At 44.2% G+C, this 14349-nt stretch carries 13 protein-coding genes; 5 read left to right on the top strand and 8 right to left on the bottom strand.

The window, feature by feature from the left end; genetic code table 11:
- Positions 1 to 187: 187 nt before the first annotated feature.
- On the bottom strand, positions 188 to 937 hold the full coding sequence (gene moeB, locus OCU90_RS21345) for a molybdopterin-synthase adenylyltransferase MoeB (protein WP_004731552.1): 750 nt from the start codon (positions 935 to 937) through the stop codon (positions 188 to 190).
- Positions 938 to 949: 12 nt separating this feature from the next.
- Complete coding sequence (moeA, locus tag OCU90_RS21340) at positions 950 to 2185, bottom strand: molybdopterin molybdotransferase MoeA (RefSeq protein ID WP_061025373.1); 1236 nt, start codon at positions 2183 to 2185, stop codon at positions 950 to 952.
- 216 nt (positions 2186 to 2401) lie between these two features.
- Between moeA and folE the strand changes: the two genes are divergently transcribed.
- Positions 2402 to 3055, top strand: coding sequence for a GTP cyclohydrolase I FolE (gene folE / locus OCU90_RS21335; protein WP_004731548.1), 654 nt, complete (start codon positions 2402 to 2404; stop codon positions 3053 to 3055).
- A gap of 527 nt (positions 3056 to 3582) precedes the next feature.
- Here folE and OCU90_RS21330 read toward each other — a convergent pair.
- From OCU90_RS21330 to OCU90_RS21315, 4 genes are all read right to left on the bottom strand, one after another.
- A complete protein-coding gene (locus tag OCU90_RS21330) occupies positions 3583 to 4164 on the bottom strand; it encodes a hypothetical protein (protein WP_061025375.1) in 582 nt (193 codons plus the stop codon).
- Positions 4157 to 4696 (bottom strand): YaeQ family protein, encoded by a 540-nt coding sequence (locus tag OCU90_RS21325; protein WP_004731545.1) that lies wholly within the window; start codon positions 4694 to 4696, stop codon positions 4157 to 4159. Before OCU90_RS21325 ends, OCU90_RS21330 begins: the two co-directional genes overlap by 8 nt.
- Before the next feature lie 118 nt (positions 4697 to 4814).
- On the bottom strand, positions 4815 to 5024 hold the full coding sequence (locus OCU90_RS21320) for a cold-shock protein (protein ID WP_004731543.1): 210 nt from the start codon (positions 5022 to 5024) through the stop codon (positions 4815 to 4817).
- A 448-nt stretch (positions 5025 to 5472) separates the two neighbouring features.
- Complete coding sequence (locus tag OCU90_RS21315) at positions 5473 to 6564, bottom strand: PQQ-dependent sugar dehydrogenase (protein ID WP_061025377.1); 1092 nt, start codon at positions 6562 to 6564, stop codon at positions 5473 to 5475.
- A 297-nt stretch (positions 6565 to 6861) separates the two neighbouring features.
- On the opposite strand from OCU90_RS21315, the gene OCU90_RS21310 reads away from it, so the two are divergent.
- Positions 6862 to 8055, top strand: coding sequence for a multidrug effflux MFS transporter (locus OCU90_RS21310; protein ID WP_061025379.1), 1194 nt, complete (start codon positions 6862 to 6864; stop codon positions 8053 to 8055).
- Between the two features lie 169 nt (positions 8056 to 8224).
- Here OCU90_RS21310 and OCU90_RS21305 read toward each other — a convergent pair whose 3' ends face one another.
- Positions 8225 to 9010 (bottom strand): ABC transporter ATP-binding protein, encoded by a 786-nt coding sequence (locus OCU90_RS21305; protein WP_017077534.1) that lies wholly within the window; start codon positions 9008 to 9010, stop codon positions 8225 to 8227.
- A gap of 77 nt (positions 9011 to 9087) precedes the next feature.
- The gene (locus OCU90_RS21300; RefSeq protein ID WP_061025381.1) at positions 9088 to 9849 is read right to left on the bottom strand and encodes a siderophore ferric iron reductase; all 762 of its coding nucleotides are present in this window, start codon (positions 9847 to 9849) and stop codon (positions 9088 to 9090) included.
- Between the two features lie 219 nt (positions 9850 to 10068).
- Between OCU90_RS21300 and OCU90_RS21295 the strand changes: the two genes are divergently transcribed.
- The 3 genes from OCU90_RS21295 (at position 10069) to OCU90_RS21285 (ending at position 14349) form a co-directional block, all read left to right on the top strand.
- Positions 10069 to 10977: an AraC family transcriptional regulator gene (locus OCU90_RS21295; protein ID WP_017091277.1), complete on the top strand. Its 909-nt coding sequence runs from the start codon at positions 10069 to 10071 to the stop codon at positions 10975 to 10977.
- Between the two features lie 206 nt (positions 10978 to 11183).
- Positions 11184 to 13331 (top strand): TonB-dependent siderophore receptor, encoded by a 2148-nt coding sequence (locus OCU90_RS21290; protein WP_061025383.1) that lies wholly within the window; start codon positions 11184 to 11186, stop codon positions 13329 to 13331.
- 82 nt (positions 13332 to 13413) lie between these two features.
- Complete coding sequence (locus OCU90_RS21285) at positions 13414 to 14349, top strand: iron-siderophore ABC transporter substrate-binding protein (protein WP_061025386.1); 936 nt, start codon at positions 13414 to 13416, stop codon at positions 14347 to 14349.

The raw sequence follows: 14349 nt of genomic DNA, 5'->3' as shown, positions 1-14349 counted from the left end.
TTTATTATTTATATTTTTGGGTGCTGGGGTTTTTATTGTATTCTCAAAATGAGAACTCAAATGAAATTAATCTCTCATAGAGTATTTCAAATTGATAAAGCGATTTAAGAAGCTGATGTTGAGCTCTAAAAAAGCCCTGACTTTTAGTCAAGGCTTAGGTTTTCGATAAGAGGGGATAGGACTTAGCTTATCCACACACCGAACAATTAGGCATCTTCATTAAATTCATTTCACGCCAGCTGTGCGACATGGCATCGAGAATCAAAAGCTTGCCTTGCTTTGGTTGTCCAAACTTAGCAATAACCTTGATAGCTTCCAAAGCCTGAGCTGCGCCCACCATGCCAACAACAGGCGCCATCACACCAGCTTCTACGCAGCTTAGAGCAGCGTTGCCGAATAGAGCGCTTAAACACTGGTAGCACGGTGCATCTGCGTCTTGATAAGTGAACACACTAATCTGACCTTCCATGCGAATCGCTGCACCTGATACGAGTGGCGTTTTAGAGACGTAACACAAGCGGTTGAGTTGATTGCGCGTTTCAACGTTGTCACTGGCATCAAGAACAAGTGAATGTGCTTCAATCAACTTGCCAAGTGCTTGGTCATTAAGCCTGTGGTCAACAGTTTCAATCGTCAGGTGAGGGTTCAGTATCTGTAACGATTCAGCGGCAGAATCGACCTTCTTCTTACCAATATCAGCATCGGTGTGAAGTACTTGTCGCTGTAAATTTGAAAGCTCGACAATATCATCGTCGATCAGTGTCAGTTTACCAATACCCGCCGTCGCAAGGTATTGCGCAGAGGCACAACCCAAGCCGCCGGCACCCAGAACTAAGATTGAGCTCTGCTTTAGCGCTTCTTGGCCTTCAAAGTCAAACTGTTTAAGAATGATTTGGCGATTGTAGCGAAGCATTTCAGCATCAGACAGTATTTCCATCATCAAGCCTCGTTAGTAAAGCGTCGAGTTAAACAGTTGAATCTGAACCGTTTCACCGACTTCAACACGGCCACGTTCGCGCTCTAGTACCACAAAGCAGTTTGCTAAGCTCATTGAGCGGAAAGCGCCTGAACTTTGGTTACCTGTTGTTTCTACTACAAACTGACCGTTTTCAATCGAGTAGATGCCACGTTGGTAATCAGTACGGCCTGGGCCTTTTTTGAATGCAGATTTAGTGATAGCAGGAATCGACTCTGGTGCTGTCCATGCTGTGTGACCAGCCAATTTAGCTAACATAGGCTGAACCAAAACATACATGGTCATCATCGCCGACACTGGGTTACCCGGTAAGCCACAGAACCACGCGTCATCCAACTCACCAAATGCGAACGGTTTGCCCGGTTTAATTGCCAGTTTCCAGAATCCGATTTGGCCGATCTCTTCCAAAATATCTTTGGTGTAATCCGCTTCACCAACACTCACGCCACCAGAAGTCACAACCACGTCTGCTATTTGCTGTGCTTTCTCGAACGTTTCTTTAAGCGTTGCAGGGCAATCTGGGATGATACCCAAGTCGATAGCTTCACAACCAAATGCTTCGATTAATGGTTTAATACCGTAACGGTTACTGTCGTAGATCTGACCGTCTTCAAGCGGTTGACCTAATGGCTTTAGCTCATCGCCAGTAGAGAAGAAGGCGACTTTAGGTTTATGTAACACTGTCACGTGGCTCACACCCAATGAAGCAATCATTGGGATGTCACGAGGTGTTAAACGCTCACCACGGCTAAGTACGATATCGCCTTGCTTGATATCGTCACCAGTAGGGCGAATGTTATTGTTCAGCTTGATGTCGTCTTGTTGAATCTCAATACCAACCTCAGTTTCGGCCGTATTTTCTTGCATGATTACGGCGTCACAACCTTCTGGGATCTTTGCGCCTGTCATAATGCGAATACAGGTGTTTGCTGGCCATTCACCTTCGAACGGTTGGCCCGCAAAAGACTTGCCTGCTAATGGAAGAACTTTACCGTTCTCTAAGTCTGCTAAGCGCAATGCATAGCCGTCCATTGCTGAGTTATCAAAAGGAGGGACGAAAATAGGGGACAGAATATCTTCAGCAAGTACGTAACCCAATGCTTCTGCTAATGGCAATGATAAGGTCGTTTGAATAGGTTTAATTGGCGATAGCAGCTTATCTAGTGCTTCTTCAATTGGCATCAAGCCCGGAGCGTCGCAACAGCCCATAATTGAAATCCTTTGGTCGTTATTATTTTGATTTAGTGGTTGGCAATGGTGGCTCAATAATTATCAAATCACGGTTGTTCGCCAACGAAATTGCAGCCACTTTAGCATAGTTTAAGCCCCGTAAATAATGACCTCCCTTAAAATATGGGTGTATTTATTCAAAATTCCGAGTATCCTTGTTTGCCATCCAGAAGGGGTATTAAAAGAGGAAGTTCAATGTCAGGTCTTAGCGAATCAGCGAAGTTGGTTAAAGATGCGCTAGCAAGCCGCGGATTAGAGACACCAATGCGTCCTAATCAGGTTAGCCGAGAAGAGAAAAAGGAACGAATCGAACACCATATGCGTGAGATTCTCACTCTCCTTGAACTTGATCTTGCAGATGACAGTCTGGAAGAAACACCGCAACGTATTGCAAAAATGTATGTGGATGAGATTTTCTCTGGTTTGGATTACGCCAATTTCCCTAAAATCACCGTGATCGAAAACAAGATGGGTGTTCGTGAAATGGTTCGTGTAAAAGACATTACCGTCACCAGCACATGCGAACATCACTTAGTGACCATTGATGGTAAAACCGCAGTCGCTTACATTCCTCAAGGTAAGATTATTGGTCTTTCGAAGATCAACAGAATCGTTCGTTTCTTTGCTCAACGTCCTCAAGTTCAAGAGCGCATGACACAGCAAATCCTTGTAGCATTGCAAACGCTACTAGAAACGGATGATGTTGCTGTAACCATGGATGCGGTTCACTACTGCGTAAAATCTCGTGGTGTAATGGACGCAACCAGCGAAACGACAACAACAGCATTGGGTGGTATCTTCAGATCAAACCCAGCAACGCGCCACGAGTTCTTACACGGCTTGCGTTAATACGTTTCGTCACTGGATGAACGCGATTTAGCCTCTGTAAATTGATGTTCGTTGAAAATAAATTTTCTAAGCCTCGCTTTTTGTGGGGCTTTTTTGTACTTGTAATGAAGTAAACTGCAAAGACCGCGAATGTCGTCACTCCCTAGAGTGAAGAATGAGCGACTTATTCACTTTTGTCATTCCCTAAAGTGAGGAACGAACGTAATAGGGAATCTGTTTTGATTAGGTGTTTATTAGTATAGTTAGCGGGAGATCCCCGACTCAGTCGTTCCTCCTTCTCGAGGATGACGGCGAGTGAGGTAAAATACGAGGGTGGGGGTTCAGAGTGTATTCTACGCCAGCCTATTAGAAGCAAACGCTGATGATCTTGCAGAATGAGTGACTTAGTTACTTTCGTCATTCCCTAAAGCGAGGAACGAGCGTAATAGGGAATCTGCATTTTCGGTGGGGGGTGGTTGGAACGGAAATTAGATGCGCTCTACAGAATCTATAAAGCGCAAATTTGGGTACAGCAGCTAGTGGAATGCTTAAGTAAGATTAAACAAACGCTTAAAGTGGTGAACAAAACCGGACGGCTTGTTCTCAGCTTGATAGAGGTTCAAGCCATCATAAAAACTTGCCATAAACTCTACGCGAATCTCATCATCACTGCTTCTCGATATGCGAGACAGCAGCGTAGCGGCTACAGCAGCATGATCATTAGCAAGGCTGTAATCCATTCCTAGTCGTCCTTGAATGAACAACCACAAATGAGTGATTAACTTTAACTGTTGCGCGTTAGAGTTTTGAAACTTGTCGCTGTGCTCAGTACCCACTGTATTATCGAATACATTTTGCATCGCTTCATTCGCTTCTTTATTGCTTTCAAAGCGATAGCTTGCATCGATATGTACTTTGGTTAACAGGCCAAGCAACGTCTGACGTGCAGAGTTGTCCGGCTTGTTCTCGCAAGCGTGCTTAAACAGAGCATGGTTTTCATCAATAAATGACGATAGCTCTTTTTCATAGCCAGTCGTCAGCGCTTTGACTGAATCGAGACCAGCGAGCTGCAAACACGCTTCGAGCTTAGTTTGGCGCTGAGGTTCAGTCTGAGTTTGGATCTCAGTCATTACTCTGTAGCTCTTCCCACGTTACTTCTGCAGATTGAGTGTCGCTGTTTACGAACGCAGAGTTACCCGACAGCATTACTGAAAGGTCCATAGTACGTTGTGTCATCGCTGCTAGTTGCTCAATACCATCGTTGTCTAGACGAACGATTTGAGCTTTCAGGTAACCGAACTTACCTTTGTTTTGTTCCCACCAAACATTCGATTTAGTGTTGAAGCTGAACACGCTCACAGACTTAGATAAGCGAGTCGCTTTCTTAACGCGTTCTGGATCGGGTTCACCCACATCAATCCACTCTAAGATTTGGTCATCTAACGACTTCTGCCATAAATCGGGTTCTTCAATGCTAGACAACCCTTTAGTGAACTCAAGTTCAGGAGATGCATTGATACAGAAAGCAATGATACGAGCCATCATGCGCTGTTCTGTTTCAGAAGGGTGTTGAGCAACCGTTAGATTAAAAGAGTCGTAATAGTCGCGATTCATATCGGTTAAAGAGATACGAAACTTGTAGATTGTCGGTTTAAGAGCCATTGATAGGGTGTCTTAGGTAGAAATAGTGAGGGGGGAATATTACCTTAAATCTCTGAATAGCGGGTAAAAAAATAGCCAGCAGAGGCTGGCTATTTTTAGAAAGCTTAAAAATACTAAATTAAAGTACTTTGATGCTGTCAGCTTGAGGGCCTTTTTGACCTTGAGATACAGTGAACTCAACTTGTTGGCCTTCAGCAAGAGTTTTGAAACCGTCGCCTGTGATTGCAGAGAAATGTGCGAATACGTCTGGGCCGTTTTCTTGCTCGATGAAGCCGAAGCCTTTAGTTTCGTTGAACCATTTTACTTTACCAGTAACTGTGTTAGACATGATGATATCCTAAAATTAAATTTTTATTATGAGCCAATTGTGGCACTGATAGCGCGGAAAAGTTTATTGCTATTGCGTACAACACAACGGGGTTACTAGTAATCCAACGAAATGTTTATATACAAAGAACTTTCTTTCTAGCCGAGATGAAGTCTAAATCAAATCAGGGGATAGTCAATCGAATCCATAGTGAAAGGTTGCAGAAACTTGGGGGTAGTCAAACTTTGCATTCCTTAAATATCATGGAGTTACAGTTGTATGGTGATTTGTTGTCGTTTTTGTGAAAATAGTGGTCGAAATTGATGACGAATTTGGAGTGAATGCACTGTTTTAGCGCATTTATTTTTGCAATTTAGAAGCCGCTAACTGGGTGTTGAGCCCACTTTTAACGGCTTATATTTATCACTGTCGTTGTAAGGGAAATGTCTTTACTTGAACGAGAACTAGACTACTTTTTCAAGCGGTACAGGTTGCCATTATCGGTACTGAAAAAGATGTCGCCGCTTGGTGAAGTTTCGATGTCTCTTATCCTTTCGCCTAAGTCTTCTAAAATACGCTCTTCCTTGATTACCTCACCTTGTTCATTGACTGTCACAATATTAATGTGAGTAAGCTTAAGTGCGCCAGCCAGCAGCTTTCCTTTTAACTCTGGGTATTTATCGCCTTGGTAAACAATCAAGCTCCCCGGAGCTATTGAAGGAACATAGACTTTTTTAGGCGCTTCAATACCATCTTTGGTTTTAGACTCGCCAACGCTAATTGGCCCCCAATACTCTTTTCCGTGTGATGTGACTGGCCATCCATAGTTGGCGCCTGCTTTTATTAGGTTGATTTCATCACCACCGCGCGGGCCGTGTTCAATCGACCAAAGTTTTTGAGTCGGAGCATCATAGAACAGCCCTTGTGGATTACGATGGCCATAGCTCCAAATCTCATTAAGTACCTTATTGTTGTCAGTGAATGGGTTATCGCTTGGCGTGCTTCCATCGGCATTTAATCGCAATATTGAGCCAGCATGAGTCATGGTGTCTTGGCCGTTGTCTCTGTCACCACGATCACCGATTGAAAAATACAGATGGCTATCATCAAAGGTGATACGGCTACCGAAGTGACGGCCTGTATCTGTTCTAGATTTAGACACAAACACATCTTGCCAATTAGACACTCCACCGTTTGTGTAGCTGGCAGAAGCGAGTGTTGTTACGCCGTCACCATCGACGTCTTTACTGTAAGTGACATAGAATCTCCCAAGTTCAAAAGGGGAGAGCGCGATATCCAACAGACCACCTTGGCCTTTCGCCCAAACGTTGGGAAGCCTGAACAGTGTGCTTTGTTCACCAGTCTTTAAATCAACGTGTTTAATGACGCCTGCTTTTTCTGTGAGAAGCATAGTACCGTCATCGACATAAGCGAGACCCCATGGAATCTCGAGACCGTCAGTGATCTTCTCTGCCTGCCATGCAAATACTGGAGTTGAAGCCATTGGACCTGAAACGATGAGTGCCAAAGCACAGGAAAGAATACGATGATGAGTGTTCATTGAAGTCCCTTGATTGTCATGACGTTGTATTAGTTTAGCCTGTGGCTGCTAAGTGGATAGTTAAGATAAATGAAAAGTGACTATTCACATATTTAGTTGAGCGAGTATTGTATGATTATACAAGCTCACGTATGTTTACCCTGCCATCCTCTATTCGATTTTTCGGAGCACAATGAATACTAACCCTGCAACCTTTTCGTTATTTTCTCTGTCTTTACGTTGTCAGGTAGGTATTCAAGCTATCTATTCTCAAACCACCCGATCTCAGACCTGCGGTTCTATTGGATACTTTACATCATGAGTCGTCGATTTGACTTTAAATCGATCCTACTTGCGTGTTTGGTCATCAGTATCGGTCAGCTCAGTATGGGACTGGTGTTTCCATCACTACCTTGGATCGCCAAAGACTTCGATGTGTCACTAGAGCAAGCCCAGCTTTTGGTAAGCGTGTACCTATTAGGTTTTGGGCCTTCCCAGTTTATTTATGGCCCTATTTCCGATGCTCTCGGGCGCAAGAAAGTACTGCTGAGCGGATTATTAATCGCCATGCTGGGACTATTGATGATCATTTTCTTCAGCCACTCGTTTACCAATATGGTGATGGGGCGATTTCTGCAAGGCCTAGGAACTGGCTGTTGCGCTGTACTTGCTCGTGCCTCGACGCGCGATAGATTCAACGGCGCAGACTTGCCTTTGGCGATGTCTTATATTGCTATGGTTGCCTCTATAACACCTTTGATCGCGCCTGTTATCGGTGGGTTTATTAACTTCCACTTTGGCTGGAGTATGGTGTTTATCTCACTACTTGGCTATGTCTCATTGGCTTGGGTGGTATTGGCGTTCAAGTTTAAGGAAACCGTCACTCAGGTTTCGGCTATCCCTTCACCGAAGAAAATGGTTTCTCAATATAAAGAGTTACTCACTTCTCGTTATTTTATGAGCTTTGCGAGTATTGGCTGGCTTAACTTTAGCTTGATGATCACCACCGTATCAGTGATGCCATTTATCATGCAAAATCAGATTGGCATGACGTCAGATGAATACGCGATGTGGGCGGTGATTCCTGCATTAGGTATGCTGGGCGGAACAAGCTTATGTAACCGTATTCGCCCTATGTTGGGTAACAAGAAAACTCTGTTATGCACACCTGTATTACATATTGCTGCGGCGTTGTGGCTTTTCTTTTGTCCACTTGAGCCACTGTATTTAATGCTGGGCCAGTTCTTGATGATTCTTGGCAATGGTATAGCGTTACCTTGTGCTCAGGCCTTGGTGATGTTGCCTTATAAGAAGAACGCTGGCGCGGCTGCTGCGATGTCTGGCGGAGGGCAGATGGTGGTGTCTTCAATGGTGAGTATGGGGCTAGTTCAATTAGGGCTAGGGGAAGCGTGGCATCTATCGCTTGTCATCATGTTGTTCACACTGATTACCCTGTTTAATATTTTACGTGGTTTCAGTAGCCAAGAAGCGAGAGAGTCCCAGCTTAGCTAGTTATTTGGTTATTTAATTATTTAGCTAGCTAGCGAGTGAAAAACGAAAAGGCCATTGAAGTTTATGATTTCGATGGCCTTTATTATGCTTAGAGCTTAGAGCTTAGAGCTTAGAGCTTAGAGCTTAGAGCTTAGAGCTTAGAACTTAGATTTAAATTGAAATGCCCGAACTATTCACAGACGACTGCAACCTTCTCACTTGCTGCAGTATTGGCTGGAACTGGATGATCGATCAGTCGGATAGGGGACTCATACAGTGCTGACAAAGCTTCTTCATCGAGTAACTTATCCGCGCTGCCTTCGAACGCAATCTGACCTTTTTTCAGGGCGACAATGTGCGTCGCGTAACGAAGCGCTAGGTTCAAATCGTGCAAAATAACGATCACCCCAACATCTTCTTTTTTGTTGAGTTCAGATAGTAAGCCCATTAGCTGAAACTGATGATGAACATCCAATGCAGAGGTCGGTTCATCAAGGATCAATACCGGTGACTGCTGAGCTAATAACATAGAGACCCATGCTCGTTGACGTTCTCCTCCTGATAGATCATCCGCCAAAGCTTGTGAGAATTCAGTGACACCGGTTCTTTCCATCGCTTGTTGGATAATCGATTTGTCTTCTGAATTCCAACGACCTAGTGCGCCTCTCCATGGGAAACGTCCTAAACGAACCAGCTCTTCGACTGTTAAGCCAGCAGAAGCGGGAAGCTTTTGCGGTAAATACGCAATCTGCTTGGCTAAGTCTTTGCTTTTGAATGAAGAGAGGGAAGCGCCGTCTAGTTCCACGCTGCCATGATCTGGTGACATCTGCCCTGAGAGCAAATTAACGAGTGTAGATTTACCTGAACCATTATGGCCAAGAACGACGGTCAGTTCGTTGGTCGGAATCGTGAGGTCTTCGATTGAGAGAATCGTTCGTTCATCACGAACAATTTTTATGTTTGAAAGCTGAAACATGTCAGTCCTGTGCCTAGACCAATAAAGCGCTTCAGTGAAATTAAACGAGCTTTATTGGCTTTTAAAAATAGAGGGTGTTATTGAGCTGTTTTTTTGTTGTCGGGGTGTCTTGGGCAATCGTCGCAATACTTTCTAGAGTCGCACTTATAAACTAAGCAGCAGCTGATTCTGATCAGTTTTAGCATCCCCGAATCAGCGTCTATTTTAAGGCTGTCTAAATGATTTTCAGGTAACTGGCACGCTTCTAACCAAAGCTTAGCTTGTTGAGTGATATAATCGTTGGTTAGGCTCGGTTCGTGCTGCTGTAGTTTTATCAAGCTGCCTAGTAACAGATCAGCAAGTAGATGACTGGTAAACCCCGGACGAATACGTGTCCACTCACTAATCTGGCTACGATAAAACTCTGTGAGTGCAAGAATAGCTTCACCTGCTTGTGGAATCAGTTCTTCTGGTGAACCGTGTTGATGATCACCATTAAAGAAACGGTAGCCTGTGACAAATTCTTTGTACCTAAACTGGCCGATGTTCTTAATATCAGGCAGTGAGTGAAGGCCGTAGATAGATATAAAGGTCACGTAGATTGGTTGCCAGCAAACCAGATCCCACGTTCGGGTTAACCAATAGGCTTTGCCTGCTTCAGGGTGGCTCTGCGCAAGGCCATCGTAAACTCGTTTGATTTCTTTATGGCTATCATCATTCGTTATTGCAATGCTCTTGCTATGCAGAGTACCAAAGCTTCCACTTAAATAAGGTGTCACTTGTTTTGAGTGAGCGAAGATTTTCTGATGTAGAGACGGGGCTCTCCGACGAGTGATAATATTGTGCAGCTGGGAAAGCATCATAAACCATTAAATGAGAATCAGTAGCGTTATCATAACGAACATAATCGAGGATAACCATACAAAATGGAGCATCTACTCGGTGTCTCTGTCTTTTGGTTATTTTATAGAACACATATGAGTACTTCTTTTTTGAGTGATAAAAGCCGCTTTAAATGATAAAAGTATTGGTGAATCGAATATATCGCTGCCAACTATAGAGAATATAAAAGCTTAAATATGAACACACCTGCATTTGGTCGTATCAGTCGCGTTTTAACCTATATCCATTCGAACCTTAGCTCCTCGCTATCGTTAGAAGATATTGCGACACAAAGCTGTTGGTCTCGTTGGCAGCTTCAGAGAGTGTTTCAAGCCGAAACAGGGCTTACTGTGGCTAACTATGTGAGAGAGCTAAAATTAAGCCAAGCTGCAGAACACCTGCTTGATGGAAAAGAGCGCGTGATAGATATTGCTCTTGGGCTCGGGTTCAATTCAGAAATAAGCTTTAGCCGCTCGTTTAAGCAGATGTTTGGGTCTAGCCCAAGTCAGTATAGAAAAGCAGGCAAAAGAGTCGGACTAAGAAAGCCGATACAAGTATCTGAAACAGCGAGTACTTCTGAAAAAGGGGCGTTAAGCTTTGTGGAAGTGCGCATTGATGAAAGAGAGTCTTTCCTAGTGAAAGGTATGACATCAGAAATCAGTGGTCTGTTTTCACTCACGCAAGACTTCGCTCAGAAAGTCCCTCAGTTATGGTCACGTTTAGAAGGTGAGGTTGAGATCCCTGACGACAACGTGCTCCAGTTCATTGGCGTGGTTGATCTGACTCAGTCTTGCTTTGACGGGACTAATATTCACTATTGGGCAGGGGTAGAACTTCAGGAAGGCATTTCAATCCCGCAATTACCGAGTATTATCTCTGAAAGGTTAGAGGTACTGACGGTTCCTAAGCAAACTTATGCTGTAGTGAAGCACTGTGGTCCAATTGAGAATTTACGACACACCTTGAGTTGGTTTGTGCTGAATTGGATGCCAAGTTCAGGTTATCGTGGCGTCGATGGATATGAGCTTGAAGTGTACCCGTTTGCCTATCAAGCACATGCCTCTGACGCTGAAATGGAGTACTGGGTTCCTATTATTAAATCGTAGTCATATTCCCGCTCACTCTCTTCTAGCAAAGCCTTCCTATCAATAGGGTCAATTGTCTTTTAAATCACCAATTGACCGTTTTCTACTAAAAATAGGTCAAGTTCTTTTTGAATTTGCACCAAATTGTTAATTATCCCACCTCTAGATACATACAATGCAAATGAGATTTATTATTATTTATATTAAGCATTGGTACCGAGGGAATTATGACCACTCACACTCGTTTTAAGTATTCATCATTGGCAGTAGCGTTGCTGACTGCGTTCTCAGCGCAAGCATTGGCGGAAGAAACCGTTACTGCGGCAGATTCGAATGTAGAAACTGTCACTATTATGGGTAAAGCCTATCGTAATACAGCAACTAAATCGGCACTTGAGCCAGAAGAAACACCTCAAGGTATTACAGTCATTGATGAAGAACAGTTAGAGCAACGAGGTGTAAAGTCTCTTAACCAAGCGCTTAGATACGCGCCGGGTGTTGTGACTGAGCAAAAGGGCGCATCAGTAACCATGTACGATACGTTCTCGATTCGTGGGTTTAGTAACAATCAGAGTTACTACGATGGCTTGATTCTGCCGTTCCTGACTGGATGGAACCTGCAACCTCAGATCGACCCTATTGCGATTCAGCAAGTTGAAGTGTTTAAAGGCCCTACGTCTGTGTTGTATGGATCGATGCCGCCGGGTGGTATGGTCAACATGATCGCGAAGGCACCGCAAGAAGACGGGTTGACAAAAGTGGGTGTATCTACAGGCTCAAGAAACTTGATGGAAGCGTCAATTGATACTTCAGGTCAGTTAGGTGACAGTGACTTTTCATATCGTTTAGTTGCACTCGCTCGTAAACAAGACAGTCAAGTTGATAACGCTGAAGAAGAGCGTTATGTGATTGCTCCATCGCTAGATTGGCAGGTATCTGATAGAACACTTATTAACTTCAATCTTTACTATCAGAATGATCCGTCAATGGGTACTAACTCTGCAATGCCGCTCGAAGTATTGAAGGCAAGTGATCCATCTGTGTCCATGGGCGACAAGAACTGGAGTAAATTCGAACGTGAAGTGTTGATGGTTGGCTATAAGATTAACCACCAATTCAATGACAGCTGGACTTTCCTTCAGAACGCTCGTTATTCCGATGCGTCGCTATATCAAGAAAACACCTACCATCGCGGTACGAATTTTAACGCCGCAACTGGTAGCTTAATTCGAAATGTGTATAGCACGGATGAAGACTCTCAAAGCTTTGTTATCGATAACCAAGTTTCAGGCCGCGTCGAAATTAGTGGCTTAGAGCACAATTTACTATTCGGTGTCGACTACCTAAAGCTAACAGGTGACTCTTTGTATCAAGAGTTCACCGCGAACGCTGGTTTCTACGGATTTAACGCATACAACCCAAATAATGACTTGCTTGATAAGAGTCAGCTACAAGAGAATTATCGTGAATCACATGACATCACGACCGAGCAACTGGGCTTGTATTTCCAAGATCAAGTTCGCTACGACGCGCTGGTTTTACTTGCTGGTGGACGTTACGACATGTTCAAAGCGAGTGACGATAAAACGAGTACTTACCCAACAAGCGATGGCACAGAAAAAGCGGATCACAATCAGTTCTCTTACCGCGTAGGTGCCTTGTATGAGTTAGATAATGGCATCTCTCCATTTGTAAGTTACGCGACGAGTTTTGAGCCAGCTGCTGGTACTGATATCAACGGTAACTCGTTGAAACCTCAGCTGGGTGAGCAAGTCGAACTAGGTGTGAAATACCTGTCTGCTGATATGGCACAGCAACTTACAGCATCATACTTTTACATTACTAAGAAAGATTCAATTGCTGCCGATCCATCGGATCCAACGTATCGCTCTAAGATTCAGTTAGGCGAAGTGCGTTCTCAAGGTGTGGAAGTTGAAGGCCGATGGTTTGCAACGGACAACTGGGATGTTAATGCGAGCTATACATACGTTGATATGGAAGTAACGGAAGATGCAAACCCGGATCTAGAAGGAACGACACCAATTTACGTACCGACACACGCTGCGAATTTGTGGAGTAACTACTATGTGTACGGTGGTGCTTTAGCAGGAACTCGCTTCAGTGCAGGTGCTCGTTACATGGGTGACATGGAGATGGATGCAACCAATACTCAAGGGAAAGTGCCGTCTTACACTGTCGTTGATATCTCTGTGGGTTATGACCTAGGGGAAGCAAGTGAAACTCTGTCAGGTGCAACGGCTAACTTGCTCGTTAATAACCTGTTTAATGAAGAGTACTACACCTGCTACGACCAATCGAACTGTTGGTTCGGTGCTGAGCAGTCTGTAGAGCTCAGCGTGAACTACGAGTTCTAATTCATTTGAATACATAAATCTAAGCAGCCTGTGTAGGCTGCTTTTGTCGTTAAATAAACACTTAAAAAGTGACAGTGATTATATGAAAGCCAACTATTTTACTTCTCGTTTTCCTAAAGTGAGTTCGTTCATTGTCTCATTGAGCTTGTTGTTATCAGCTCAAGCGGTGGCCAACTTTCAAGTTGAAGACAGTGAGGGGGTTAAAACCCTTGAAGCTCAGCCTGTTAGAGTGGCTGCGCTGAACTGGGACATTGCTGAACAAGTGATTGAACTCGGTGTAACACCAGTGGCAGTGCCTGATATCGCTGGCTATACAGATTGGGTTGTTCAACCTGCGATTCCAGAAGGCGTGGCAGATATTGGCACTCGAACTGAGCCTAATTTTTCTGCTTTGAAGAAGCTAAACCCTGATGTGATTCTTATCGCTTCTCCTCAGAAAGATCTTCAGGAACGACTTTCTGAAATTGCGCCCGTGCTTTACTACCAAACGTACAGTGACCTGCACAGCAATGCAGCGGCTGCTATCGAGAACTTCAAGAAGATCGGACAGTTGCTTGGTAAAGAAGAACAAGCGAACCAAAAGCTGGCCGCAATGGATGAGCGTATCGCTGTCCTTAAGGCTGAACTGGATAAAGCGTATCCGGGCGACAAACCGAAAGTGACCTCTTTCCGTTTTGCGAGCACCACATCGGTGTTCATTTACGGCGATAACTCTATTCCACAATACGCACTTGAACAGCTAGGCTTTGAGAACGCTATGGATCTTCCTGCAAGTCAGTGGGGTATCAGTCAAAAACGCATGACCGAGCTTAAGAACGTGAAGAAGGGTATTGCGCTTTACTTTGAACCTTTCCCATATCAAGACAAGCTAGACCGTTCTCCTGTTTGGAAAAGCATGCCTTTCGTTCGCAATGGTCAATTTAGCCCAGTCGCGGCAAGTTGGAGTTACGGCGGTGCCATGTCGATTTTGTATAACGTTGAAGCTATGGCGCAATCGCTGCTGACGCTAGCGGAGTAG

Source organism: Vibrio splendidus, from assembly GCF_024347615.1.
Classification (GTDB): domain Bacteria; phylum Pseudomonadota; class Gammaproteobacteria; order Enterobacterales; family Vibrionaceae; genus Vibrio; species Vibrio splendidus.
This window is presented reverse-complemented; position numbering and strand designations above follow the sequence as displayed.